The organism is Afipia sp. GW821-FHT04G03, from assembly GCF_059419985.1.
Window position 1 is genome coordinate 811,781 of record NZ_JBWKSV010000002.1, and the last position, 23,107, is coordinate 834,887.

Annotated in this window: 23 protein-coding genes and 1 other RNA gene; 14 read left to right on the forward strand and 10 right to left on the reverse strand. The window is 63.5% G+C overall.

Annotated elements, in window-relative coordinates; all coding sequences use genetic code 11:
* Positions 1 to 16 precede the first annotated feature (16 nt).
* The gene (locus AC07UB_RS13130) at positions 17 to 1,075 is read right to left on the reverse strand and encodes an acyltransferase family protein (protein ID WP_494653351.1); all 1,059 of its coding nucleotides are present in this window, start codon (positions 1,073 to 1,075) and stop codon (positions 17 to 19) included.
* Between the two features lie 154 nt (positions 1,076 to 1,229).
* Here AC07UB_RS13130 and AC07UB_RS13135 point away from each other — a divergent pair, with 154 nt between their 5' ends.
* The 3 genes from AC07UB_RS13135 to AC07UB_RS13145 all read left to right on the forward strand — a co-directional run bounded on the left by AC07UB_RS13135 (position 1,230) and on the right by AC07UB_RS13145 (position 5,876).
* Positions 1,230 to 2,540, forward strand: coding sequence for a UDP-glucose dehydrogenase family protein (locus tag AC07UB_RS13135; protein ID WP_494653353.1), 1,311 nt, complete (start codon positions 1,230 to 1,232; stop codon positions 2,538 to 2,540).
* 152 nt (positions 2,541 to 2,692) lie between these two features.
* Complete coding sequence (gene hrpB / locus AC07UB_RS13140; protein WP_494653355.1) at positions 2,693 to 5,164, forward strand: ATP-dependent helicase HrpB; 2,472 nt, start codon at positions 2,693 to 2,695, stop codon at positions 5,162 to 5,164.
* A gap of 172 nt (positions 5,165 to 5,336) precedes the next feature.
* Positions 5,337 to 5,876 (forward strand): TIGR02281 family clan AA aspartic protease, encoded by a 540-nt coding sequence (locus AC07UB_RS13145; RefSeq protein ID WP_494653357.1) that lies wholly within the window; start codon positions 5,337 to 5,339, stop codon positions 5,874 to 5,876.
* A gap of 99 nt (positions 5,877 to 5,975) precedes the next feature.
* On the opposite strand, the gene AC07UB_RS13150 is transcribed toward AC07UB_RS13145, so the two are convergent.
* Positions 5,976 to 6,578: a DUF938 domain-containing protein gene (locus tag AC07UB_RS13150; protein WP_494653359.1), complete on the reverse strand. Its 603-nt coding sequence runs from the start codon at positions 6,576 to 6,578 to the stop codon at positions 5,976 to 5,978.
* Positions 6,579 to 6,723: 145 nt separating this feature from the next.
* On the opposite strand from AC07UB_RS13150, the gene AC07UB_RS13155 reads away from it, so the two are divergent.
* Entirely contained in the window at positions 6,724 to 8,223 is a 1,500-nt protein-coding gene (locus AC07UB_RS13155; protein WP_494653361.1) for a phosphomannomutase/phosphoglucomutase, read from the forward strand.
* An 8-nt stretch (positions 8,224 to 8,231) separates the two neighbouring features.
* Here AC07UB_RS13155 and AC07UB_RS13160 read toward each other — a convergent pair whose 3' ends face one another.
* The 6 genes from AC07UB_RS13160 to AC07UB_RS13185 form a co-directional block, all read right to left on the reverse strand.
* Complete coding sequence (locus AC07UB_RS13160; RefSeq protein ID WP_494653363.1) at positions 8,232 to 9,722, reverse strand: methyl-accepting chemotaxis protein; 1,491 nt, start codon at positions 9,720 to 9,722, stop codon at positions 8,232 to 8,234.
* Between the two features lie 17 nt (positions 9,723 to 9,739).
* Positions 9,740 to 10,150: a hypothetical protein gene (locus AC07UB_RS13165; RefSeq protein ID WP_494653365.1), complete on the reverse strand. Its 411-nt coding sequence runs from the start codon at positions 10,148 to 10,150 to the stop codon at positions 9,740 to 9,742.
* Between the two features lie 48 nt (positions 10,151 to 10,198).
* A complete protein-coding gene (locus tag AC07UB_RS13170) occupies positions 10,199 to 10,708 on the reverse strand; it encodes an Lrp/AsnC family transcriptional regulator (RefSeq protein WP_492791074.1) in 510 nt (169 codons plus the stop codon).
* Between the two features lie 92 nt (positions 10,709 to 10,800).
* Complete coding sequence (locus AC07UB_RS13175) at positions 10,801 to 11,751, reverse strand: sugar kinase (protein ID WP_494653631.1); 951 nt, start codon at positions 11,749 to 11,751, stop codon at positions 10,801 to 10,803.
* 79 nt (positions 11,752 to 11,830) lie between these two features.
* Complete coding sequence (nudC, locus tag AC07UB_RS13180; RefSeq protein ID WP_494653367.1) at positions 11,831 to 12,775, reverse strand: NAD(+) diphosphatase; 945 nt, start codon at positions 12,773 to 12,775, stop codon at positions 11,831 to 11,833.
* Between the two features lie 22 nt (positions 12,776 to 12,797).
* Complete coding sequence (locus AC07UB_RS13185; protein ID WP_494653369.1) at positions 12,798 to 13,220, reverse strand: HIT domain-containing protein; 423 nt, start codon at positions 13,218 to 13,220, stop codon at positions 12,798 to 12,800.
* Between the two features lie 220 nt (positions 13,221 to 13,440).
* Here AC07UB_RS13185 and ffs point away from each other — a divergent pair.
* From ffs to AC07UB_RS13215, 6 genes are all read left to right on the forward strand, one after another.
* Positions 13,441 to 13,537, forward strand: an RNA gene (ffs, locus tag AC07UB_RS13190) — signal recognition particle sRNA small type.
* Between the two features lie 72 nt (positions 13,538 to 13,609).
* The gene (locus AC07UB_RS13195; RefSeq protein WP_494653371.1) at positions 13,610 to 15,487 is read left to right on the forward strand and encodes a DNA polymerase III subunit gamma/tau; all 1,878 of its coding nucleotides are present in this window, start codon (positions 13,610 to 13,612) and stop codon (positions 15,485 to 15,487) included.
* 77 nt (positions 15,488 to 15,564) lie between these two features.
* The gene (locus tag AC07UB_RS13200; protein ID WP_492791069.1) at positions 15,565 to 15,885 is read left to right on the forward strand and encodes a YbaB/EbfC family nucleoid-associated protein; all 321 of its coding nucleotides are present in this window, start codon (positions 15,565 to 15,567) and stop codon (positions 15,883 to 15,885) included.
* A 2-nt stretch (positions 15,886 to 15,887) separates the two neighbouring features.
* Positions 15,888 to 16,493, forward strand: a complete 606-nt coding sequence (gene recR / locus AC07UB_RS13205) for a recombination mediator RecR (protein ID WP_492791068.1) — start codon at positions 15,888 to 15,890, stop codon at positions 16,491 to 16,493.
* 44 nt (positions 16,494 to 16,537) lie between these two features.
* Entirely contained in the window at positions 16,538 to 16,963 is a 426-nt protein-coding gene (locus AC07UB_RS13210; RefSeq protein WP_492791067.1) for a hypothetical protein, read from the forward strand.
* A 66-nt stretch (positions 16,964 to 17,029) separates the two neighbouring features.
* Complete coding sequence (locus AC07UB_RS13215; RefSeq protein ID WP_494653374.1) at positions 17,030 to 17,599, forward strand: GDSL-type esterase/lipase family protein; 570 nt, start codon at positions 17,030 to 17,032, stop codon at positions 17,597 to 17,599.
* 22 nt (positions 17,600 to 17,621) lie between these two features.
* On the opposite strand, the gene AC07UB_RS13220 is transcribed toward AC07UB_RS13215, so the two are convergent.
* Together AC07UB_RS13220 and AC07UB_RS13225 are read right to left on the reverse strand one after the other, a co-directional pair.
* The gene (locus tag AC07UB_RS13220; protein ID WP_492791065.1) at positions 17,622 to 18,977 is read right to left on the reverse strand and encodes an AmpG family muropeptide MFS transporter; all 1,356 of its coding nucleotides are present in this window, start codon (positions 18,975 to 18,977) and stop codon (positions 17,622 to 17,624) included.
* Positions 18,978 to 19,121: 144 nt separating this feature from the next.
* Entirely contained in the window at positions 19,122 to 20,336 is a 1,215-nt protein-coding gene (locus AC07UB_RS13225) for a DNA recombination protein RmuC (protein ID WP_494653633.1), read from the reverse strand.
* 172 nt (positions 20,337 to 20,508) lie between these two features.
* On the opposite strand from AC07UB_RS13225, the gene def reads away from it, so the two are divergent.
* The 4 genes from def to AC07UB_RS13245 all read left to right on the forward strand — a co-directional run bounded on the left by def (position 20,509) and on the right by AC07UB_RS13245 (position 23,082).
* Entirely contained in the window at positions 20,509 to 21,024 is a 516-nt protein-coding gene (def, locus tag AC07UB_RS13230) for a peptide deformylase (protein ID WP_494653376.1), read from the forward strand.
* 26 nt (positions 21,025 to 21,050) lie between these two features.
* Positions 21,051 to 21,983: a methionyl-tRNA formyltransferase gene (gene fmt / locus AC07UB_RS13235; protein WP_494653378.1), complete on the forward strand. Its 933-nt coding sequence runs from the start codon at positions 21,051 to 21,053 to the stop codon at positions 21,981 to 21,983.
* Complete coding sequence (gene truA / locus AC07UB_RS13240; protein WP_492791062.1) at positions 21,983 to 22,720, forward strand: tRNA pseudouridine(38-40) synthase TruA; 738 nt, start codon at positions 21,983 to 21,985, stop codon at positions 22,718 to 22,720. Before fmt ends, truA begins: the two co-directional genes overlap by 1 nt.
* Positions 22,721 to 22,794: 74 nt before the next feature.
* Positions 22,795 to 23,082, forward strand: a complete 288-nt coding sequence (locus tag AC07UB_RS13245; protein WP_492791061.1) for a GIY-YIG nuclease family protein — start codon at positions 22,795 to 22,797, stop codon at positions 23,080 to 23,082.
* Positions 23,083 to 23,107 lie beyond the last annotated feature (25 nt).

The following is a 23,107-nucleotide window of genomic DNA, read 5'->3' on the forward strand; positions in this document are numbered from 1 at the left end:
TCGCGGATGGATGGATTTACTCTGCCGCCTGCAAGGCCGGGCGCGGCTGTTTCGGCGTAAGCCAGAACATGGCCGGCCGCTCGAACAGGAAGTTGAGCCCGGCGCGTTTCGCGCCCCACCACATCGCCAGCGCACCAAGGACGCCCGCGGCGGTGTCGATCAGCGAGACCAGCCCGATGTCGGGAATGATGCCGGTCTTGAGCAGCACCACGCGCACGATGGCCATCGGCAGGAAGAAGGCGAGATAGATGACGATGGAGTGCTCGCCGCAATAGCGCAGGGCTCCGAGCCAGTTGGCGCGGGCGAGCAGCGTGCCCATGATGATGATGGCGCAGGCGCCGGCAAAGCCGAGCGCGAGCGAAATGCCCGGCCGTTCGCTGAAGCCGGAGAACACCAGCACGGCGTTGGCGACCGCCCATGCGGCGAGGCCGAGCAGGGCGACGCCCGGCTGGGCGCGCGCGCGATCGGCCAGCACGAACACGTAGTTCGCCAACAGGTAGCCGGAATAGAAATACACAAAGCGCGAGGCGAACTCGTCGATCACGGTCCAGCCGGTCGTGATATGCGTCATCTCAAGCGCCGCTGCGGCGAGCCAGATCACCGGCGCCGGAATCCGCAACGTCGCTTTCGTCACCACGAAAAAGATTGGCAGCAGGTAGATGAACCACAACGTGCCGAACGGCTCGATGAACGCTTGCAGGTACATGACGCCGACATGTACCCAGCCCTGCTCGGCGGCGAAGCCAGGCGCCTTGAAGGCGAACTGGATCGTCACCCACAGCACGTAGAAATAGGCGAAGTGGACCACCTTGCGGTCGAGATAGGTGCGCCAGTCGCGATCGATCACCCGCGCCAGGAACAGCCCCGAGATCAGGAAGAAATCCGGCATCCGGAACGGCCGTGCGAACTCCACCAGCAGGTGCATGAAACCCTGCTTGCCGGCGGCGGCCTCGACGCCCAGCGTCGAGTGCATCATCACCACCATGACGATGCAGATGCCCTTGGCGTAATCGACCCAGTCGAGCCGCCCCGAGGCTGGCGACGGGTGTATGCCGGATGTGCTGATATTGCTCATGGGTGTCTCGTTTCGGTCCAATCCGGCGCCACTTTGGGGCGCAGGGGTTTCATTCTCCTTTATTCATACAAATGTTGTGCCCAATTCACGTGGATTTGCGTTAAAAGGCCCGCGAAAACAACGTCGTTAATTTTGCTTTGGGGATAGGTGCTTCATGCGGATTGCCATGATCGGCACGGGCTATGTAGGGCTGGTTTCCGGGGCTTGCTTCGCGGATTTCGGCCATCGCGTCACCTGCGTGGACACCGACGCCGGCAAGATCGCCGCGCTGAACCGGGGCGAAATTCCGATTTTCGAGCCCGATCTGGACCGGCTGGTGGCGGCGTCCGTGCAGGCGGGGCGGCTCGATTTCACCACCGATCTCGCCGGACCTGTCGGCAAGGCGGATGCGGTGTTCATCGCGGTCGGAACGCCGTCGCGGCGCGGCGACGGCTATGCCGACCTCACCTATGTTCATGCCGCAGCGCGCGACATCGCCAAGGCCCTGCAAGGCTTCACGGTGATCGTCACCAAATCCACCGTGCCGGTCGGCACAGGCGACGAGGTTGAGCGCATCATCCGCGAGACCAATCCCCAGGCGGATGTCGCGGTCGCATCCAACCCGGAATTTCTGCGTGAGGGTGCGGCGATCCGTGACTTCAAGCATCCCGACCGCATCGTGGTTGGTACCGATGACGAACGTGCGCGCAAGGTCCTCGGCGAGGTCTACCGGCCGCTGTATCTCAATCAGGCGCCGATCATGTACACCGAGCGGCGCACGGCGGAGTTGATCAAGTACGCCGCCAACGCTTTTCTCGCGACCAAGATCACCTTCATCAACGAGATGGCGGACCTTGCCGAAAAGGTCGGCGCCGATGTGCAGGAGGTCGCGCGCGGCATCGGGCTCGACAACCGCATCGGCCCGAAGTTTCTCAACGCCGGTCCCGGCTTCGGCGGCTCGTGTTTTCCGAAGGACACCCGCGCGCTGGTGAAGACCGCGCTGGATCATGATGTGCCGCTGCGCATCGTCGAGGCGGTGCTGGCGGTCAACGACAACCGCAAGCGCGCGATGGCGCGCAAGGTCTCGACCGCGCTCGGCGGCAACCTGCGCGGCAAGACCGTCGGTCTGCTCGGCCTGACCTTCAAGCCCGACACCGACGACATGCGCGAGGCGCCGTCGATTCCGCTCGTGACGGGACTGCTTGATCTCGGAGCGAAAGTGCGCGCCTACGATCCGGCGGGCATGGAGCAGGCGAAAACCGAACTGCCGGACATCACCTATTGCGACGATGCCTATGCTGTCGCCAAGGATGCCGACGCGCTGGTGATCGTCACCGAGTGGCGGCAATTCCGCGCGCTCGATCTCAAGCGGCTGAAGCGCGAAATGGCGACGCCGGTGATCGTCGATTTGCGCAACATCTATCGCCGCGAGGACATGGAAGCGCTCGGCTTCATCTATGAGAGCGTCGGGCGCGGGGCGATTTGAGTCTGCTCCAGGACGCGCTTGTGTTCCAAATACGATGTCGTCCCCGCGAAAGCGGGGACCCATACTTCCCGAGCAAGCTGATATAGACATGGCGCCAACGACCTTCAGTGGTTATGGGTCCCCGCTTTCGCGGGGACGACGATGATGATGCAATGAACTTCTCCACGTCCCTTCCCATCGACGCGGTTCTCGGCGAGTTGTCCGATACGATGGCGCGCAGCAGCACCGCCGTGCTGGTCGCGCCGCCGGGCGCGGGCAAGACCACGCGCGTGCCGCTGGCGCTGCTCGATGCCGCATGGGCGAAAGGCAAGAAGATCATCGTGCTGGAGCCGCGCCGCATCGCCGCGCGCGCTGCCGCCGAGCGCATGGCGCAGACGCTGGGCGAGAAGGTCGGCGAGACCGTCGGCTATCGCGTTCGGTTCGGCTCGAAGATTTCGCGCAGCACCCGGATCGAGGTCGTCACCGAAGGAATCTTCACGCGGCAGATTCTGGACGATCCGGAATTGTCCGGTGTCGCTGCCGTTCTGTTCGATGAATTCCATGAGCGATCGCTGGATGCGGATTTAGGGCTCGCGCTGGCGCGCGACGCGCAGCAGGGCTTGCGCGAGGATTTAAGAATTCTCGTGATGTCCGCGACGCTCGATGGTGCGCGGGTCGCAAAACTGCTGGGCGACGCGCCTGTCATTGCCAGCGAAGGCCGCGCATTTCCGGTGGACACGCGCTATCTCGGCCGCAAGCCGGACGTGCAGATCGAACGGCAGATGGCGGACGCCATCGCCACGGCGTTGCGCGCCGATGCCGGTTCGGTGCTGGCGTTCTTGCCGGGTGCCGCTGAAATCCGCCGCACCCAGACGTTTCTCAGCGAGCGCGTCAGCGATCCGAACACCGAGATCGTGCCGCTGTTCGGTGCGCTCGATGCTGCCGTGCAGGACCGCGCGATCTCGCCGCCGCCGAAAGGCCAGCGCAAGGTGGTGCTGGCGACGTCGATTGCAGAGACTTCGCTCACCATCGAGGGCGTGCGGATCGTGGTCGATTCCGGCATGGCGCGGGTACCGCGTTACGAGCCGGATATTGGCCTTACGCGGCTGGAAACCATCCGTGCCTCGCGCGCGGCAGTGGACCAGCGCCGGGGCCGCGCGGGACGCACCGAGCCAGGCATCTGCTATCGGCTTTGGGACGAGCCGCAGACCGCGTCGCTTGAAGCCTACACGCGGCCGGAGATTCTGTCGGCGGACTTGTCCTCGCTGGTGCTTGACCTCGCGCATTGGGGCGCGAGCGATCTGTCTACGCTGGCGTTTCTCGATTCCCCGCCGCTGCCTGCGTTGACCGAAGCGCGTGCGCTGCTCCGTGAACTGAATGCGCTCGACGACGCAGGCCGCATCACGCCGGAAGGCAATAGCCTGCGTGCGCTGGCGCTGCCGCCAAGGCTCGCGCGCATGATCGTGGACTCGCATCGGCTGGGTGCAGGCGAGGAGGCGGCGCACATTGCGGCGATTCTCACCGAGCGCGGACTCGGCGGCGACAGCGCCGATCTCGACGCGCGGCTGGATAACTTCCGCCGCGACCGCTCCCAGCGCGCGCAAAGCGCGCGGCAGTTGGCGGAGCGGTGGGCGAGGCAGGTGGCAGCGAGCGAACCGTTTGACGCTGACGATCATTCGCTCTCGACGGGCATCATGCTTGCGCTCGCCTTTCCCGATCGCGTGGCGCGCAATCGCGGCAACGGATCGTTCGTGCTCGCCAACGGACGTGGCGCCTCCATCGAACAGACCTCGGCGCTGGCGAAGTCGCCTTACATCGCGGTGGCCGAACTGACCGGCACGGCGGCGAACGGGCGCATCCTTCTGGCTGCGCCGATCACCCAAACAGAAATCGAACAGCAGTTCGCCGATCACATCCAGACCGACGACGAGGTGACGTTCGACAGATCCGCGATGGCGCTGCGCGCCCGGCGCAGGAAGAAGCTGCACGCAATCACGCTGTCAGAACAAACCCTGCCGGTCTCACCCTCGGCGGAGACCGCGCGGGTGCTGGCCGATGGTCTTGTCGCGGCCGGCATGGACCGCTTGCCATGGTCGAAGCCGCTCAAGCAATGGCGGGACCGCATCATGTTTCTACGCGCGGCGTCGCCGGACGAATGGCCGGACCTGTCTGACAGCGCACTGGCGGAGACGCGCGGCGAATGGCTGGTGCCCGCATTGTTCGACAAGACCTCGCTGGCAGGTTTCTCGGCGGGCGATCTGTCGGAGGCACTGATGGCGCAGCTGCCGTGGGAGAGCCGCGCGCGGCTCGACCGCGATGCGCCGACGCATTTCGAAGCGCCGACCGGCACGTCGCTGCCGATCGATTATGAAGCCGAGCAGGGACCGACCATCGCCGTGCGGTTGCAGGAACTGTTCGGGCTCACGGTTCATCCGTCGATTGCGAGGGGCAAGATTCCGCTGGTGCTGGAATTGCTGTCGCCCGCGCATCGTCCCGTGCAGGTGACGCGCGATCTGCCGGGTTTCTGGCGCGGCTCCTATGCCGCCGTGCGCACGGACCTGCGCGGCCGCTATCCGCGTCATCCCTGGCCGGAAGACCCCGCCTCCGCGCCGCCGACCCGCCGCGTCAAACCGCGCGGGACATAAACACCGCCCGCCGCCGCCCGGATGGCGCTGAAATTAACGCTTCGCTCACCCTTATCGCGGAAAACGCTCTCTTGCCGGGGCCATTGGGTTCAAGTTCCGTCCGGCATGGTCAGGTCCAGGTCGAGTTCAAGGCGGATTCACGCCGGACCGGTTGAGTACAGGTGTGTGCGTTATGCGTAGCATCATGATTCTGGCGGCCATTCTCATCGTGCTGGGCACGTCCATGGCGACGGTCGCCGACAAGATCAGCAGCGAAAAGGCGCAGGCCAGGGCCGTCGACAAGACGAGGGCCATGAATGCTTTCGCGTCGGTGCAGCCGCAGACAACCGGACATGCCGGCGTCCGCAGCGTGACGATTCCGCGGGACGGCCGCGGTCATTTCCAGACCGAAGGCCGCGTGGATGGCCGGCGTCTCGGGTTCATGGTCGATACCGGCGCGTCGGTGATTGCGCTGAACGAAAAATCCGCGGCGCAGATCGGTGTCCGACCGCGGCCCAGCGATTACACGGCAAACGTCTCCACCGCCAACGGCTCGATCAAGGCCGCGCGCACGCGCCTTGCGATGGTGGACATCGGAGGACTCGTGGTGCGTGACGTGGACGCGCTGGTGCTGCCCGACGAAGCGTTGTCGGAGAACCTGCTCGGCTTGTCGTTTTTGTCGAAGCTCAAGCGCTTTGAAATGGCCGGCGGCAAGCTGGTGATGGAACAGTAAGGCCGTCCGATTCGCCGTCATTGCGAGGAGCCCTCGCGACGAAGCAATCCAGCTTCGTGTTTCCCGCCATGGATTGCTTCGCTTCGCTCGCAATGACGATTACGCCCGCCGAAACACCACGCTGAGATTATTGGCCGGCATCTCGGTCACGGCCGGCGCTGAAAATCCCGCGTCCCGCGCCAGTGCTGCGACGGCTTCCAGGTCGCGCAATCCCCATTCCGGATTTCGCGCTTTCAGGCTTTGGTCGAACGCGTCGTTGCTCGGAGCGGTGACCACGCCTGCGCGCCGGTACGGCCCATACAGATAAAGCGGCGCGCCTTCGCCCAACAGTTTCGATGCTCCGCGCAGGAGTCCTTCCGTCGCGCGCCATGGCGCAATGTGGATCATGTTGATGCAGAGCACGGTGTCGGCCGACGCCAGCGGCCAGCTGTCCGATACGGCGTCCAGCATCACCGGCGGCAACACGTTGGCTGTGCCGGTGTGCTGCGTCCATGCCGCGATGCTTTGCAGCGCCGCGTCTTCAGGGTCGGACGGCTGGAAGGTCAGGCCCGGACAAGCCCGCGCGAAATGCACGATGTGTTCGCCCGATCCGCTGGCGATTTCGAGGACAAGGCCCGTCGCGGGAAGCACGCCGCGCAGGACGCCGAGAATGGCGTCGCGATTGCGCTCGGTTGCGGGATACTGAAGGCGGCTGTCGGTCATGGCGCGCTCGATCTGAATGAAGGCTGTACGAGGATGCTGCCAATATGCCGCATTTCGATCCTAAATACTCCGCTCCCGCCTTTCCTCCAGTCGCGGCATTCGCTAAGGCTGCAGGATATCTTTCGTTTTTCCCGCGAGGCCATTGATGTTTCCGAAGCCGAAGCCCGAACTCGTCCCCAATACCTATGCCTATGAATCCGAGCCGATGGTGAAGGCGACCGGTTTCCGCGAATACGACGCGCGGTGGCTGTTCGGCAAGGAAATCAACCTGATGGGTATTCAGGCGCTGGGCATGGGCCTCGGCACCTTGATCGGCGAGATGGGACAGAAGCAGGAGATCGTCACCGCGCACGATTTCCGCAGCTATTCGGCCTCTATCAAGTATGCGCTGATCTCGGGCCTGCTGGCCTCGGGCTGCAAGGTGCATGACATCGGGCTTGCGGTGACGCCGATGGCGTATTTCGCGCAGTTCGAGCTCGACGTGCCGTGCGTCGCCATGGTGACGGCCTCGCATAACGACAACGGCTGGACCGGTGTGAAGATGGGCGCGAATCGTCCGCTCACCTTTGGACCCGACGAGATGACGCGGCTGAAGGAGATCGTGCTCAATTCCGCGTTCAAGCTGAAGCCGGCAGGCGGCTACCAGTTTCACGAGAATTTCCCGGCGCGCTATATCGCCGATCTCACCAAGCGCCCGAAGCTGAAGCGCAAGCTGAAGGTTGTGGTCGCGTGCGGCAACGGTACAGCGGGCGCATTCTCGCCGCAGGTGATGGAAGCCATCGGCTGCGAGGTGATCCGGCTGGATACCGAACTGGATCACACCTTCCCGAAATACAATCCGAATCCCGAAGACATGGAAATGCTGCACGCGATCCGCGATGCGGTGCTCGAGCACAAGGCCGATGTGGGTCTCGGCTTCGACGGTGACGGCGACCGCTGCGGCGTGGTCGACAACACCGGCGAGGAAATCTTCGCCGACAAGGTCGGCGTCATGCTGGCGCGCGACATGTCCGCGATCCACAAGAATGCGCAGTTCGTGGTCGACGTGAAATCGACCGGATTGTTCGTCACGGACCCCGTGCTGCAAAAGCAGGGCGCGCAGGCCACCTACTGGAAGACCGGCCATTCCTACATGAAGCGTCGCACCCATGAATTGAAGGCGCTGGCGGGCTTCGAGAAGTCCGGCCACTTCTTCTTCAACGCGCCGGTCGGACGCGGCTATGACGACGGCCTCGTCTCGGCCATCGCGATCTGCGAGATGCTGGATCGCGCAACCGGCAAGACGATGGCGGACCTGAAGGACGCGCTGCCGAAGACATGGTCGTCGCCGACCATGTCGCCGCATTGCTCGGACGAAACTAAATATGGAATCGTCACGCAGGTCGTGAAGCACTTCGAGGATCTGAAGGCGAAGGGCGCGAAGGTGGCCGGTCAGCCGATCCGCGATCTGGTCACGGTCAACGGCGTGCGCGTCACCTGCGAGGACGGCAGCTGGGGTCTGGTGCGCGCCTCAAGCAACAAGCCTGAGCTTGTGGTCGTGGTCGAGAGCCCGGTGTCGGAGGCGCGCATGCGCGACATGTTCGAGGCGATGGATTCGGTGCTGCGCACCCATCCGGAAGTCGGCGAGTACAATCAGAAGATCTGAACGACGTCCTATGCCGCGCGGATCGAGCGGACGAAGTTGTTGATTTCGGTCTTCAGCCGCCCGGATTGCGCCGACAGTCCGGTCGCTGCCTCAAGCAGCTTCGCCGAAGCCGCATCGACGTCGGCCGAAGACCGGGTGACGCCGGCGATGTTTGAATTCACATCACGCGTGCCGCGCGCCGCCTGATCGACATTGCCCGCGATCTCGCGCGCCGCTGCGTCCTGCTGCTGCACGGAGGCGGAGATCGCGCCGGATATTTCGTTGATCTCGCGGATTGTTCCGCCGATCTCCTGTATCGCGTTCACAGCCTCGCGCGTGGTGGCCTGGATGCCTTGTATCTGGGCGGATATTTCCTCGGTCGCCTTCGCTGTCTGGCTGGCGAGGGCTTTGACCTCGCTGGCGACCACGGCGAAGCCGCGGCCATGCTCGCCGGCGCGCGCCGCTTCGATGGTTGCATTCAGGGCCAGCAAGTTGGTCTGGTTCGCGATACCCTGGATGAATGTCACCACCTCGCCGATCTTCTGCGTTCCGAGCGACAGGCCTTCGACCATCGTGTTGGTGCGTTTGGCCTCTTCGGTGGCCTTGCCGGCGACCTGGGTCGAGCGCGTGACCTGCTGGCCGATTTCGCCGATTGAGCCGGTCAATTCTTCCGCCGCGGCGGCGACGGTTTCCACATTGGATGTTGCCTGTGCCGACGCTGCGGCGACCGCGGTCGCCAGACGTGTCGCCTCCTCGGAGGTGCCGCTCATCGATTCGGACATAGCCTGCAACTCGGTCGCCGCCGTTGCGACGGCATCGACGATATGGCCGATCTTCTGCTCGAAGCTCGCGGCGAGTGCATGCATCGCCGCTTCTCTTTCTTCCTTCGCTCTTTGCTGCGCCTTGGCGCGGTCTTCCCCGGCGTGCGCCGACTGAACTTCGGCGAGCGCCATTTCTGCCTCGGCGGTCTTTTGCGCTGTGGTTTCGAACAGTTCGGAAAGTTTGGCGGCGAGCCAGATCAGTGCGCCGGCTTCGAGGATGAGGATAACGGCATGGAGAACGACGCGGCCGAAATCGGAGCCGCCGGGATAGACGGCCGCCGGAAGAAGAAAATTCAACGCAAGATGATGCAGCGCCACCGCGGCGGCGCCGATGATGATCACGCGATAGTCGCAGTAGACGGCGAGGCCGGCGAGCGCCGCGAAGAAGTACATGTGGCCGTCGGTTTGCCAGGGGTGCCCTGACAGTTGATAGACGAAGAGCGACACGCCGCCCATCAGCGCAACCGCTACGGTAAGGCGGGTCGCAGGCGAACTTCCGGACGCGCGCCACGACAGCGTCGCCGTCATGGCCATGGCCGCCATGACGAATGCCGGTACCAGCCAGTCGGTATCCCGCATCAGGCCGATCGCGGCCGACAGGGGCACGTGCACCCAGAGCAGGATGAGGAGCGCCTTGCTTGCCGTCTCGCGCAAGGCATCCATGTCTGTGGGGGCGGCATCTGAATTGTCGGCCTGCATGTCGTGCTCTTTCCGCGTCATATCTTGAAGCAGCTGGCGAGGGCTTGTGGATCAATGGCGAACCATGCGCCGGCCTTGCGCAAGCGGACGAGGCCGTCCTGTCTGGCCAACTGGACGACGATGATCGCCGGAATGGCTGTGGTTCTGATGATGGCGTTGTCGGTCGAGGCGATCGCGGCCATGCTTTGCTGCGTCGTCCACCACGGCGGGAATATGATCGCCGCGGCTTCGGCACCGACGGGAAGCCGCAACGACAACGAGGCGATTGCGAGCCAGCTCGCCAACAGCAAGCCAGCCGGAAGGAGCCATGTCAGCAAACGACGTTGCACGATGGTTTTCCCGTTCAACCGGACAGGATGATCGCGCAAAAGCAATAAGTTCCGGTAAATTTCGGATTTCGGTAAGCAGCTGCGGAAACGCCGGACCATCGATGGGCCCGGCGCCTGGTGGATAATATCGGCCTGGAAGAGCGGGCCTTACGCCGCGCTGAGCGCCGGCACCGGCAGCGCCGTCACCGACTTGATCTTTTCCATCGCGAAGCGGGACGTGACGTTCTTCAGCGCCACCGCGCTGATGAGCTTCTTGTAGAAAATATCGTAGCTCTGCATGTCGGCCACGACCACGCGCAGCATGTAGTCGACGTCGCCGGCCATGCGATAGAATTCCATCACTTCGGGCATGGCGCTGACGGCGTCGGCGAATTTCTTCAGCCAGGCGTCGGAGTGGTCGCCGCTTTCGACCGAGACGAACACCGAAATCCCGAGGCCGATCTTGTTCTGGTCCACCAGCGCAACGCGGCGCAGGATGATGCCTTCGGCCTCCATGCGCTGGATGCGCTTCCAGCACGGCGTCGAGGACAGGCCGACCCGGTCGCCGATTTCGGCCACCGACAGGGAGGCATCGTCCTGCAGAACGGTCAGAATCTTGCGGTCGATGGCGTCGAGGCGGCGCGGGGCATCAAGAATTGCTACAGCAGCGTCAGACATGAGAAGAACTTTCTTCCATAAAAAAGGGTTCTTTCCCTCATATATAGAAAAACATTCTCTGACAAGCCCGGATTTGCGGCTTTAGAGAGCCTCTATGCGGGAAGGGCGGCCGTGCTGGAGGCCAAAAGAGCGTCAACTTCAATACGTTGGGGGGAACCGAAGGCGCCGCCGAAGCGGGTGCATTTCAAGGCGGCCGTCGCGGAGGCGAATCGCATCGCCTGTTCCAGCGGCTGTCCTTCCGCCACGGCCAGCGTGAATGCGCCGTGGAAGGCGTCGCCCGCGCCCAGCGTATCGACCGTATGAACCGGGAAAGCCGGCATGTGTTTCGGCTCGCCCTGCCGGTCGAGCCAGATCACGCCCTTGGCGCCCGACGTGACGCCGAGCAATGCGTGGGTCACCTGTGCGAGCTTGCGCAGCGCGGTCACGTCATCGTTCTCGCCTGCGGTGGCATGCAGCGCCTCCGCGGAAAAGACGACATGCGACGCGACCTGCAGCAGCCCTTCGCGCATCGACATCATCCGGTCGCCGTCGATGACGACGGGAATGCCGCGGCGGTGCGCCTCTGCGCATACATCGGTGCCGAATTCAGCGCAGCGGCTTTCGATCAGAATGGCGGCGCAGTCCGCGAGCAGGATGTCCGATGACGGCAGCGCCACGGTCCACAGTTTCGGATCGCGAAAAGTGGCGATGGTGCGCTCACCGCTCGGATCGATCAGGACGCTGGAGATCGGCGTGACCACATCATCGACGACAACAAGACCGCTGGTGTCGATGCCTTCGCTCCTGAACTGGTCGTTGATGGTGACATTGCTCGCGGCGAGCGCGCCGCCGATCGGGCCTGTGAGCAGAACGCGTCCGCCGAGCCGTGAAATCGAAATGGCGGCGTTGGGCGAATTACCGCCGGCGACCTCGACGAACTCGCTGGCATATTCCTTTTGTCCGCGAGCAGGAACTTCCGGCACGCGAAAAATGAGATCGCGTACCGGCATGCCGATGCAGACAATGCGTGGTGATGTCTTGCGTGCTTGATCGTGGATATTCACTGACACTGCGCCTCGCCCGAAATGGCCGGTGATCAAGACAATCAATGACCCGCGATGCGGTTCCCATTCAAGGGAACCCTCAAGCTGTTTCCGCGAGCCAGTTCGCCAGAAGGTGGTGCGCGATTGCGACCGGATGAGGGCCCGTCAGGCCCTCGGGATGAGTCCTGGCGAGCATCGCCACCGCTTCGCCGCGCGTGAACCAGCGCGCATCTTCAAGTTCGGTCCTGTCGACGACAATGTCGGTGGTGGTGGCGCGCGCGGTGCATCCGATCATCAGCGACGACGGATAGGGCCACGGCTGCGTCATGTAGTAACGCACATCGGTGCAGTGGATGCCGGCCTCTTCGAGGATTTCGCGCTGAACGGCGTTTTCAATGGTCTCGGCGGCTTCAACGAATCCGGCGAGACACGACCACATGGTCGGTGGAAACTGCGACTGACGCCCCATCAGGCATTTGTCGCCGGATGTCACCAGCATGATGACCACCGGATCGGTGCGCGGAAAATGCTCGGCCTTGCAGCTCGGGCAATCGCGTTTCCAGCCGCCTTGCGTCATTGCGGTGCGCGTGCCGCAATTGGCGCAGTAGCCGTGGCGCTGATGCCAGCTCACCAGCGATTTCGCCATCGCAATGGTGGACAGTTCGCGCGCCGGTATAGCTCCGCTCGCGGCGACGGCGCGCAGGTTTTCCACGCCGACATCCTGGCGGCCCATCAGATCCTCGGCGGCGGCGGCGCTGATGCCCATTCCGAAAATCGCCGCGCCCTCGAGCAGGCCGAGAAAGATGGTGCCGGGATTGGCGCCGAACTTCCGTGCCTCATCCAGCGTCAGTAGCGCGCGCGGGCCGTCCGCGCCCTGCGTCACCACGATCGAATCGCGATGCATCACATAGGCGCGCGCCTTGCGGTCGCCCTCCAGCGCGAACAGTTTCTCGGCGTCGGTGCGCACATGCGCCGCACGGTCGATGGGATGGGACACGAAGCCCGGTTGTCCGAGCGGAAAGGGATCGCTTGTTTTTGTTGTCATTGATTTTCAGCTCTGTGGGAAATTAGCTTAGCCATATTTTTCGGCGAAGGGCTGCGATGAATGTCTCGACTTCCTGCGGGTCGTGAGCCAGCGCGGGTACCACGCCCCACACCGGCCGCGGCCATGCGGCGTCAGTGGCCCGGCGCGCGATGAGATGGACGTGCAGCTGCGGCACGACATTGCCCAGCGCCGCGATGTTCAGCTTGTCGGGCTTCGTGATCTCTTTCAGCGCACGGGCGACGCGGTTGATTTCGGTCATGAGCTGCGCCTGCTCGATTTCACTAAGGTCGGTGATCTCGGTGGCGTCGGGGCGGCGCGGCACCAGCAGCAGCCATGGATAATTCGCGTCCTTGATCACAAGCACCCGCGACAGCGGCAGATCGCCGATGTTGATCGTGTCTTTTTCGAGTTGTGAATTGAGCGACCAGGCGGGGGAGGCGGACATGAACGATTCTCGGAAGGGTTCCGCAATTTTGCAGAGTGCGGTGCTGCGAACAACACCTGTCATGCCCGGCTTTGCGCGGGGCTTCCATGCCTTTGTTCGGCCGGGGCGGGACCCGTGGCGGGAGGGTCGGAATGCAGGCCATTTCGCAAGCTGAAACAACGTGGTGCGAAGGTCCGCCGCGCGCTTGCTTTCCGGCGCTTTTGGCCCCAAATAGGGACCGGGAGATTGGCGGTGGACGAGCCACTCGCCAACCGGGTCAGGTCCGGAAGGAAGCAGCCCTAACGAGGTCCGGATCGGGTCGCTCGTCAGTCTCCTACCTCTCTTTTTCGTGCGTCCGCAGCGGCGCAACGCGCGCCTGGTGCCTAGCGTGCTCAATCGCGGATCGATTGATGACCGATGCTGACATGACCGGCGCGACTGTGGACGATCAGCCGGGTTTTCAACTCGGCGGAAGCCCAACCCCCTCGACAGGTTCCGGTCCCGGCTATCGCGTGCTGGCGCGCAAATATCGTCCCGGCACGTTCGAGGATCTGATTGGCCAGGAAGCGATGGTTCGCACCATCTCGAATTCGTTCGAGGCGGGACGCGTTCCGCAGGCCTGGATTCTTACGGGCGTGCGCGGCGTCGGCAAGACCACCACCGCGCGCATTCTCGCCCGCGCGCTGAATTACGAATTGCCGGACGGTTCGGTGAAGGGCCCGACCATCCACATGCCGGCCATGGGCGTGCATTGCCAGGCCATCATGGAAAGCCGCCACATCGATATTCTGGAGATGGACGCCGCGTCCCACACCGGCATCGACGACGTGCGCCAGATCACCGACGGCGTGCGCTACGCGCCGTCAAGCGCGCGCTATAAAGTCTACATCATCGACGAGGTTCACATGCTTTCGGAGAAGGCGTTCAACGCCTTCCTGAAGACGCTGGAAGAGCCGCCCGAGCACGCCAAGTTCGTGTTCGCCACCACTGAAATCCGCAAGGTGCCGGTCACGGTGCTGTCGCGCTGTCAGCGCTTCGATCTCAAGCGCGTCGATGCCGATGTGCTGATGGCGCATCTGGCCGCCATCTCCGACAAGGAAGGCGTCAAGGCCGAACCCGAAGCGCTGGGATTGATCGCGCGCGCCGCCGAAGGCTCGGTGCGCGATTCGCTGTCGTTGCTCGATCAGGCGATTGCTCACGCGGCGGGCACGGTCCGCGCCGAGGACGTGCGGCAGATGCTCGGCCTTGCGGACCGGACAAGGATCATCGACCTGTTCGCGTCGCTGGCGAGCGGTGACATTGCGGCGGCCTTCAAGGAATTCCGCGACCAGTACGACACCGGCGCCGATCCGGTGGTGGTGCTGAGCGATCTCGCCGAGTTCGTGAATTTCGTCACGCGAGTCAAAGTCGTGCCGGCGACGGCGGACAATCTGGCGCTCGGCGAAACCGAGCGCACGCGCGGCCGCGATTTCGCCGCCAAGCTGTCGATGCGCGTGCTGTCGCGGATGTGGCAGATGCTGCTCAAGGGTATCGCCGAAGTGCAGGCCGCGACCCGGCCGCAGGCCGCCGCTGAAATGGTGCTGGTGCGGATCGCCTATGTCGCCGATCTGCCGACGCCCGACGAAGCCATCAAGATGATCGATCAGGGTGGCGGTTCGTCGCCGACGCTGGGCGGGAACGGTGCAGCCGGTCACTCAAGCAATGCTTCGCCGCGCGGCTCGTCCGGGATGCAGTCTTCAAGCGGCGATGAGGGCTCGCAGTTGCGCGCGGTGGCGTCCAGCACGCGGCCTGCGCTCGACACGTCACCGCGCCCGCAAATGAGCGTGCCTGCGCCCGCGCCTGTTGAAGCAGCACCTGCGCGGCGTCTGACGACATTTGCCGAGCTGGTGGCGCTGGCCGGTGAAAAACGCGATTTGCAGATCAAGGCCGCGCTGGAAGCCGACGTCCGGCTGGTGCGGATGGAAGACGGCAAGCTCGAAGTGTCGCTGGAGCGCAGCGCTGCGCGCTCGATGATCCAGGATCTGTCGCGCAAGCTTGAACAATGGACCGGGCGGCGGTGGACGGTCGCCGTTTCCAATGAGGCAGGACAGCCGACGCTGCGCGCGCAAGCGCAGGTGGCGAAGGACAAGCTCACCGACGGCGTGCAGGCGGATCCGCGCGTGCAGGCCGTGATGTCACGTTTCCCCGGCACGCAGCTGGTGGAGGTGCGGCGCATCGCGCCGGATAATGCGTCCGGCGACGACGATACCGGACCAGTCGCCGCCGCCGAAGAAGACGACGATCTCTAGAGGCATGATCCCGAAAAGTGGGAACCGGTTTTTGGATCAGATCATGCCCGAACATAAGTATAAGAGGACACGCGTTCATGGCTGACTTTCTCGGCATGATGAAACAGGCGGCGCAGCTTCAATCCAAGATGAAGGCGTTGCAGGATGAACTCGATACCGTCGAGGTCGAAGGCCTGTCCGGCGGTGGTCTCGTCAATGTGCGCATGACCGCCAAGGGCGAAGTGAAGGCCGTGAAGATCGATCCGTCGCTGGTGAAGGCCGACGAGCGCGAGATACTCGAAGACCTGCTGGTGACCGCGCTCAACGATGCGCGCCGCAAGGCCGAAGCCGCCATGCAGGAGAAGATGCAGGCGCTGACGGGCGGCCTCGGCCTGCCTCCGGGGCTGGGTCTCGGTTAGTTATGGCCACTGCCGTTGCAGGTCCGGAGATCGAACGTCTGATCCAGTTGCTGGCGCGGCTGCCGGGGCTTGGCCCGCGCTCGGCGCGGCGCGCGGCGCTGCATCTGATCAAGAAGCGCGAAGCGCTGATGACGCCGCTGGCGTCGGCATTGCAGGTGGCGATCGACACGATTCAGGTCTGCAATACCTGCGGCAACATCGACACGAAAAATCCATGCACGGTCTGCACCGACACGCGGCGCGATCCGTCCATCATTGTCGTGGTCGCGGATGTTGCCGATCTCTGGGCGCTGGAACGCGCGCACGCCACCAACGGATTCTATCATGTGCTCGGCGCGACGCTGTCGCCGCTCGACGGCGTCGGCCCGCAGGATTTGACCATCGACGCGCTGGTTGCGCGCGCGCTCGACCCGCGCGTCACGGAAATCATTCTTGCCTTGAACGCCACTGTCGATGGCCAAACCACCGCGCACTACATCACCGATTTGTTACAGGACGCCAACGTCAAGGTTACACGGCTGGCACACGGCGTGCCTGTTGGCGGGGAGCTTGACTACCTCGACGAAGGGACGCTATCCGCTGCCATGCGACAGCGAACGCTGTTCTGAAATCACTCCGGGCTCGATTTGAAATTCACGGAATTGGAAGCGGTATGATTCTACGTCTGTTCGTAAACCGGTTTGCAACATGCACGGCCGGTCTCCTCGCTGCATGTTGTTTTGCCGTGGTCATGCCGTCCGGCGCGCTTGCGCAGCAGAAGGCGAAGCCGATCAACACCGGCGAAGTGCTGTCGGGCAATCTGACGGCGATGCGATCCGGCCCGAAGAAAAAGCGCGTCATCACCTATCAGCTCACCAGCGAACCGCGACGTCTGCCGGCGCCGTCCGGCATGTGCAATCTCGAAACCGGCCCGGAAACGTTTCAGATCGTGACCAGCAGCGACGCGGAAGCGGCGGCGCTCAAGCCCTTCATCGGAAAGAGCATCGCGCTGAAGGCGAATGAATTGTCCTGCGCCCAGGCGGCCGGTCAGTTGAGCGACGCCATCGTCACCAAGTGGAGTGTTGTCACCAAGCATTGAAGCGCTTGACGGTGTTCAGGCACCCGCCCTAGTCTGCTGGTTTAGACATCAGTTGTGGGGCAGGTCATGTCATTGCAGCGAAATCTGTTTGTTTCCTTTGTTCTTGCCGCCTTTGTCTTTTTGTCTCCGGCGGCCATTCATTCGGCGCTCGCGCAGGTTCAGGTCGCGGTGATCGGCGACAGCAATGTCTACGGCAAGGGCGTTTCAACCTCCGAGAATTATCCGAGCCAGCTTCAGGTCGCGCTTAACGCCCGGGGCCTCAACGTGAGTGTCAGCAACGGCGGCATCAACGGCGACACCAGCGCCGGGCTGGCGGGGCGCCTGGACTCGGCTGTCCCTTCCGGCACGCGGGTCGCGGTGATCTGGGTTGGCATCAACGATATCCGCCGCGGCGCAAGCATGGCGGAGGTTCAGGCGCATGTCGCGGGCATTGTAAGTCGGTTGAGGGCAAGAGGAATTGAGAGCTATGTAATCCGGCCGCCGGTTTACAATGTCGCGGATCATCAGAACCCCGCACTCGTTGTCGGCGGCGGCGACAAGCATTTCAACGCGGCAGGCTATAGAAAGATGGTCGGCAAGACGATTGGACCGATTGGTTCGCTGGTCAGCAAGGCCGCAAAGAAGAAGGCGGCTTGATCCGCATCAGAATGGGGCTGCCTCAGGCAGTGGCTCGCAACGCCGCGAAATGACCGCGGCGCTGCAGCCACGCCAGCAGGATCAGGCTTGGCACCGCAACCAGCACGCTCAGCACGAAGAACATCGGCCAGCCGGTGGCTTGTGCGACGTAGCCCGCACCTGCCGATAAATAAGTCCGGCCAATCGCCGCAAAGGCTGTAAGCAGCGCATACTGGGTCGCGGTGTGCAACGGGCTGCGGCAGAGCGACGACAGATAGGCGACGAAGATCACCGTGCCGATGGCGCCGGTGAAATTCTCCACCGTGATCGCCAGCGCCAGCGCCCATTGGTTGGTCCCGACGAACGCGAGCCAGGCGAACGCCAGATTCGACACCGCCTGAAGAACGCCGCCGGTCCACAGGCAGGCTTCGAGCGACCATACGCGCGCGAGAAAGCCGCCGGCGAAACCGCCGATCAATGTTGCGGCGAGGCCTACGCCCTTGACGATGGCGGCGTAGTCGTTGCGGGTGAAGCCGAGATCGATCACGAACGGCGCGGTCATGGTGCCGGAAAACGAATCGGTGAACTTGTAGAGAATGACGAAAGCGAGAACCGCCCAGACGTCCTTGCGGGTGAGGAATTCCGTGAACGCGCCGACGGCGGCGGTCATGACGCGCGTGATGGCGCTGTCGCCGCTGGTGGCCTGCTCGGCCTTGCGGGATTGCTCTGGTTCGGTGGCAATGAGCGCCGCGATCATGCCGATTACGACCATGCCGGCCATTGCGATATAGCCCCACATCCATGCGTGGGATTTGGTTTGCCCGGTTGCCTCGAACCCGCTGACCAGAAACAGCGCGCCCGCGGTCGAGATCAGCATGCCGACGCGATAGGCCGCGACATACGACGCCATGCCGGCGGCCTGCTCGCTTTCAGGCAGGCTTTCGACGCGGAAGGCATCGACCACGATGTCCTGCGTCGCGGAGGCCGCCGCCACCAGCAGCGCGCCGAGCGCCACATAGAACGGCGACCGCGCGGGATCGGTCAGCGCCAGCAGCAGGATCGCCGCGATCAGCAGCAGTTGCGCGAACACCAGCCAGCCGCGCCGCCGGCCGAGAAGCCGTGTCAGGACCGGCACATGCAGCGCGTCCACCAGCGGCGCCCAGAGGAATTTCAGCGTGTAAGGCGTGCCGACAAGGGCGAACAGGCCGATGGTGCCGAGATCGACGCCGGACTCGCGCATCCAGACCAGCAGTGTCGAGCCGGAGAGCGCGAGCGGCAGCCCCGACGAGAACCCGAGAAACAGCACGATCAGCACGCGCGGTTGCAGATAGACCGCCATCGCCTCGCGCCACGCGGCGCGGGGAGGCGGGGTCGTGCGGGCTGTGTCAGGCGTTGTCATGAGGGGGTGTTAGCAGATTCGGATGACTATGGGCCGCCGTGCCTGCGACATTCACGGAGCGTCACCCCTGGACTTGATCCGGGGGTCTATCTTCAAGACCGATGAAAAGATGGATTGCCGGGTCAAGCCCGGCAATGACAAGCCTTATTCCCCCGCCTGCAATTTGCGCAGCGGGTGGGGCGGAAACAGATCGCTGCCGGTGGGCGCGACGAGACGCGGCGTTTCGGCCGGGTCGCTGGATTTGCTGAAATCCAGTTCCTCGATGCGCCCGGCGCGTTTTTCAATCTTGTCGGCGGAAATCAGGATCTGGCGAACGTCCTCATTCACGTTGCCGAAATCCTTCTGCAGCTTGACGACGCGCTCGCGCAGGCGCGCGAGATCGTCCGACATGTGCATCACTTCAGTGCGGATCAGATCGGCGGCGTCGCGCATCCGCGCGTCCTTCAGGATCTGCTGCATCACCTGGATCGCCAGCATCAGCAGTGACGGCGACACCAGCACGATCCGTGCGCGATAGGCCTTCTGGATCACGTCGTCGAAGCCGTCGTGGATTTCCGCGTAGACCGATTCCGACGGGACGAACATCAGCGCGGTGTCCTGCGTCTCGCCGGGGATCAGATATTTGTCCGCGATGTCGGTGACGTGCTTCATCACGTCCTGCCGCAGCCGCTGCGTGGCGACTTTTTTCTCCTCGTCGCTGCGCGCGTCGCGCAGCGCGGTCACGGCCTCAAGCGGAAACTTCGCGTCGACGCACAGCGGCCGCTGGTCCGGGAGGAATATCACGCAGTCCGGCCGCTTGTTGTTGGAGAGCGTGTGCTGGAATGCGTAGGAGCCCTTCGGCATCCCGTCCTGCACGATGGCTTCCATCCGAGCCTGGCCGAATGCGCCGCGCGACTGCTTGTTGGCGAGCACGTCGCGCAGCGTCGTCACCTGCGAGGTGAGATCGGTGAGGTTTTTGTGCGCGTTGTCGATGATGCCGAGGCGCTCGTGCAGCACGCGCAACGAATCCATCGTGCTGCGCGTGGTCTGCTCCATCGACTGGCCGACCTTGTGGGTCACCGAATCCAGCCGTTCGTTGACGGCGCGCGACATCTCCGCCTGCCGCCCCACCAGCGCCTGTCCCATCTCATGGACGCGGCCGGTGGATTCGCTCTGCATCCGCAGCACTTCGGACAGCCGCTCTTCAAGCTCGTCGGCGCGCACGGCCTGCGCCATGGCGGCCTCGGCCCCTTTGCGGCCGGAGCGCGCGATCACGATGGCGATGGTCAAAAGCAGCAGCAGCGCCAGCACGCCGAAGGCGATGAGGGCGGCGCTCATGCGAACCGGCACATCGCCGACAATGAAAAGGATCTCGTTCATGCCGCCCTTGTAGCGCGATTCGGCGACAAATGCGAACGAATAGGGAACATTTTTGGTTAACAAGTCCCTGATTTTTATGGTTAATCGCCGGTTAACAGCCTATCGCCGCACTCAAGCGCTTGGCGCAACAAGAGGTTTGACCGCGGCGGGCGCTCCCATTACATCGCGCAGCATGGCACTTCGCGACATCATCATCCTGCCGGACACGCAGCTTCGGCTCGTCTCCAAGCCCATTGAGAAAATCACGCCGCAAATCCGCGCGCTCGCTGACGACATGTTCGAGACCATGTACGAGGCGCCGGGCATCGGCCTTGCCGCGATCCAGGTCGCGCAGCCGCTGCGGATGATCACGATGGATCTGTCCAAGAAGGAAGGCGAGACCAACCCGCGCGTCTTCATCAATCCGGAGATTCTGTCGGCGTCGGAAGAACTCTCGGTCTATGAAGAAGGCTGTCTGTCGATCCCGGAATATTACGAGGAGGTCGAGCGGCCCGCGCAGGTGCGCGTGCGGTTCATGGATCTCGACGGCAAGGTTCACGAGGAAAATGCCGACGGGCTTTATGCCACCTGCATCCAGCACGAGATCGACCACCTCAACGGCGTGCTGTTCGTGGATTACCTGTCGAAACTCAAGCGCGACCGCGTGATGAAGAAGTTCACCAAGGCCGCCAAGCTCGCGGCGAAATAAATCCAGTCGCCGAAAGCGATTTGTAAATGCCGCTTCGTTTGATCTTCATGGGCACGCCGGATTTCGCGGTGCCGACGCTGCTCGCGCTCGCGGCCCATGGCCATGAGATCGCGGCGGTGTATACGCGCGAGGCCAAACCGGCGGGGCGCGGCATGAAGTTGCAGCCGACGCCGGTGGAGCAGGCGGCGCGGCAGCTCGGCGTTCCGGTGCTGACGCCGAAATCTTTCAAGACACCGGAAGCCGAAGTGGAGTTTCGTTCGCACAACGCCGACGCCGCCGTGGTCGTCGCTTACGGCATGATCCTGCCGAAAACCATTCTGGAAGCAGCGCCGCTTGGCTGCTTCAATCTTCATGCATCCTTGCTGCCGCGCTGGCGCGGCGCCGCGCCGATCAACCGCGCCATCATGGCGGACGACGCTGAATCCGGCGTCATGGTCATGAAGATGGATGTCGGCCTCGACACCGGCGACGTCGCGATGGCGGAGCGGCTTGCGATCACCGATGCGATGACCGCCAGCGATCTGCACGATGCGCTGTCGCCGCTCGGCGCTGACCTGATGGTGCGCGCGATCGGCGCGCTGGAGCGCGGGCGGCTGCAATTGACCAAGCAGAGCGAGCAGGGCGTCACCTACGCAGCAAAAATCGACAAGGCCGAGGCGCGGATCGACTGGACGAAGCCCGCGCGCGCGGTGCTGCGGCATATTCACGGCCTGTCGCCGTTCCCTGGCGCATGGTTCGAGATTGCGCTCGAGGGCGAGCCCGTGCGGATCAAGGTTCTGCGCTGTGAACTGGCGAAAGGCTCCGGCGCGCCGGGCGATCTGCTCGATGACAAGCTCACCGTTGCCTGCGGCGACGGCGCGATCCGGATTCTGGAGTTGCAGCGCGCCGGCAAGCCGCCGATGAAGGCCGAGGCGTTTCTGAACGGCACGCCGCTCAAGCCGCCGGTACGTGTGAGCTGATGCCCCGCTACAAACTCCTCATCGAATATGACGGATCGCCGTTCTGCGGCTGGCAGTATCAGGACAACGGTCCGTCGGTGCAGGGTGCACTCGAAATCGCCGTGAAGGCGATGACCGGCAGCGACGTGCGCGTCAACGGCGCCGGGCGCACCGACGCCGGCGTGCACGCGCTGGGGCAGGTCGCACATATCGATCTTGCGAAGGACTACAAAGCCGACCGCGTGCGCGACGCGCTGAATGCGCATCTGCGGCCGCATCCCATCGGCGTGCTGTCGGCTGAGATCGTGCCGGAGACATTCGATGCGCGCTTCTCCGCGACCAAGCGACACTACATCTACCGGATCGCCAACCGCCGGGCCAATCTCGCGCTGAACGCCGGTCATGCCTGGCGCGTGGCGCGGCCGCTCGATGCGAGCGCGATGCAGGAGGCGGCGCAGGTATTGATCGGCAAGCACGATTTCACGACGTTCCGCGATACCGAATGTCAGGCGAAGTCGCCGGAGAAGACGCTCGATGCGCTCGACGTGACACGCGACGGCGACAATGTGAATATCACCACCTCTGCACGCTCGTTTCTGCACAGTCAGGTGCGCTCGATGGTCGGCTCGCTGGTGTGGGTCGGGCACGGCAAATGGACGGCGAAGGATATGCGCAGCGCGCTGGACGCGCGGGACCGCGCCGCGTGCGGCCCCGTCGCGCCGCCGGATGGGCTCTATCTGGTAAAGGTTGAATATTAGGGCGGCTGCGCGCTGCGCTCTCGGTGTCATGGCCGGGCTTGTCCCGGCTATCCACGTCCTTCATCATTAGAAGTATGGCTGAAGGTTACGTCTACATACTCGCCAGCGCGCCGAACGGCATACTGTATGTCGGCGTTACGAACGACCTCGTTCGCCGTGTTTATGAGCACCGGTCCGGATTGGTTGCTGGCTTTACAAAACAGTATGGAATTAAGCGGCTCGTTTATTTCGAGCAGTATGAAAATATCCAGACAGCTATTCAGCGCGAGCACAACATGAAGCATTGGTCGAGAAAATGGAAAGTCAGACTCGTTCTCGCTGAAAATCCAGAGTGGAATGATCTATATGATTTTATAACTTGAGAACGTGGATGGCCGGGACAAGCCC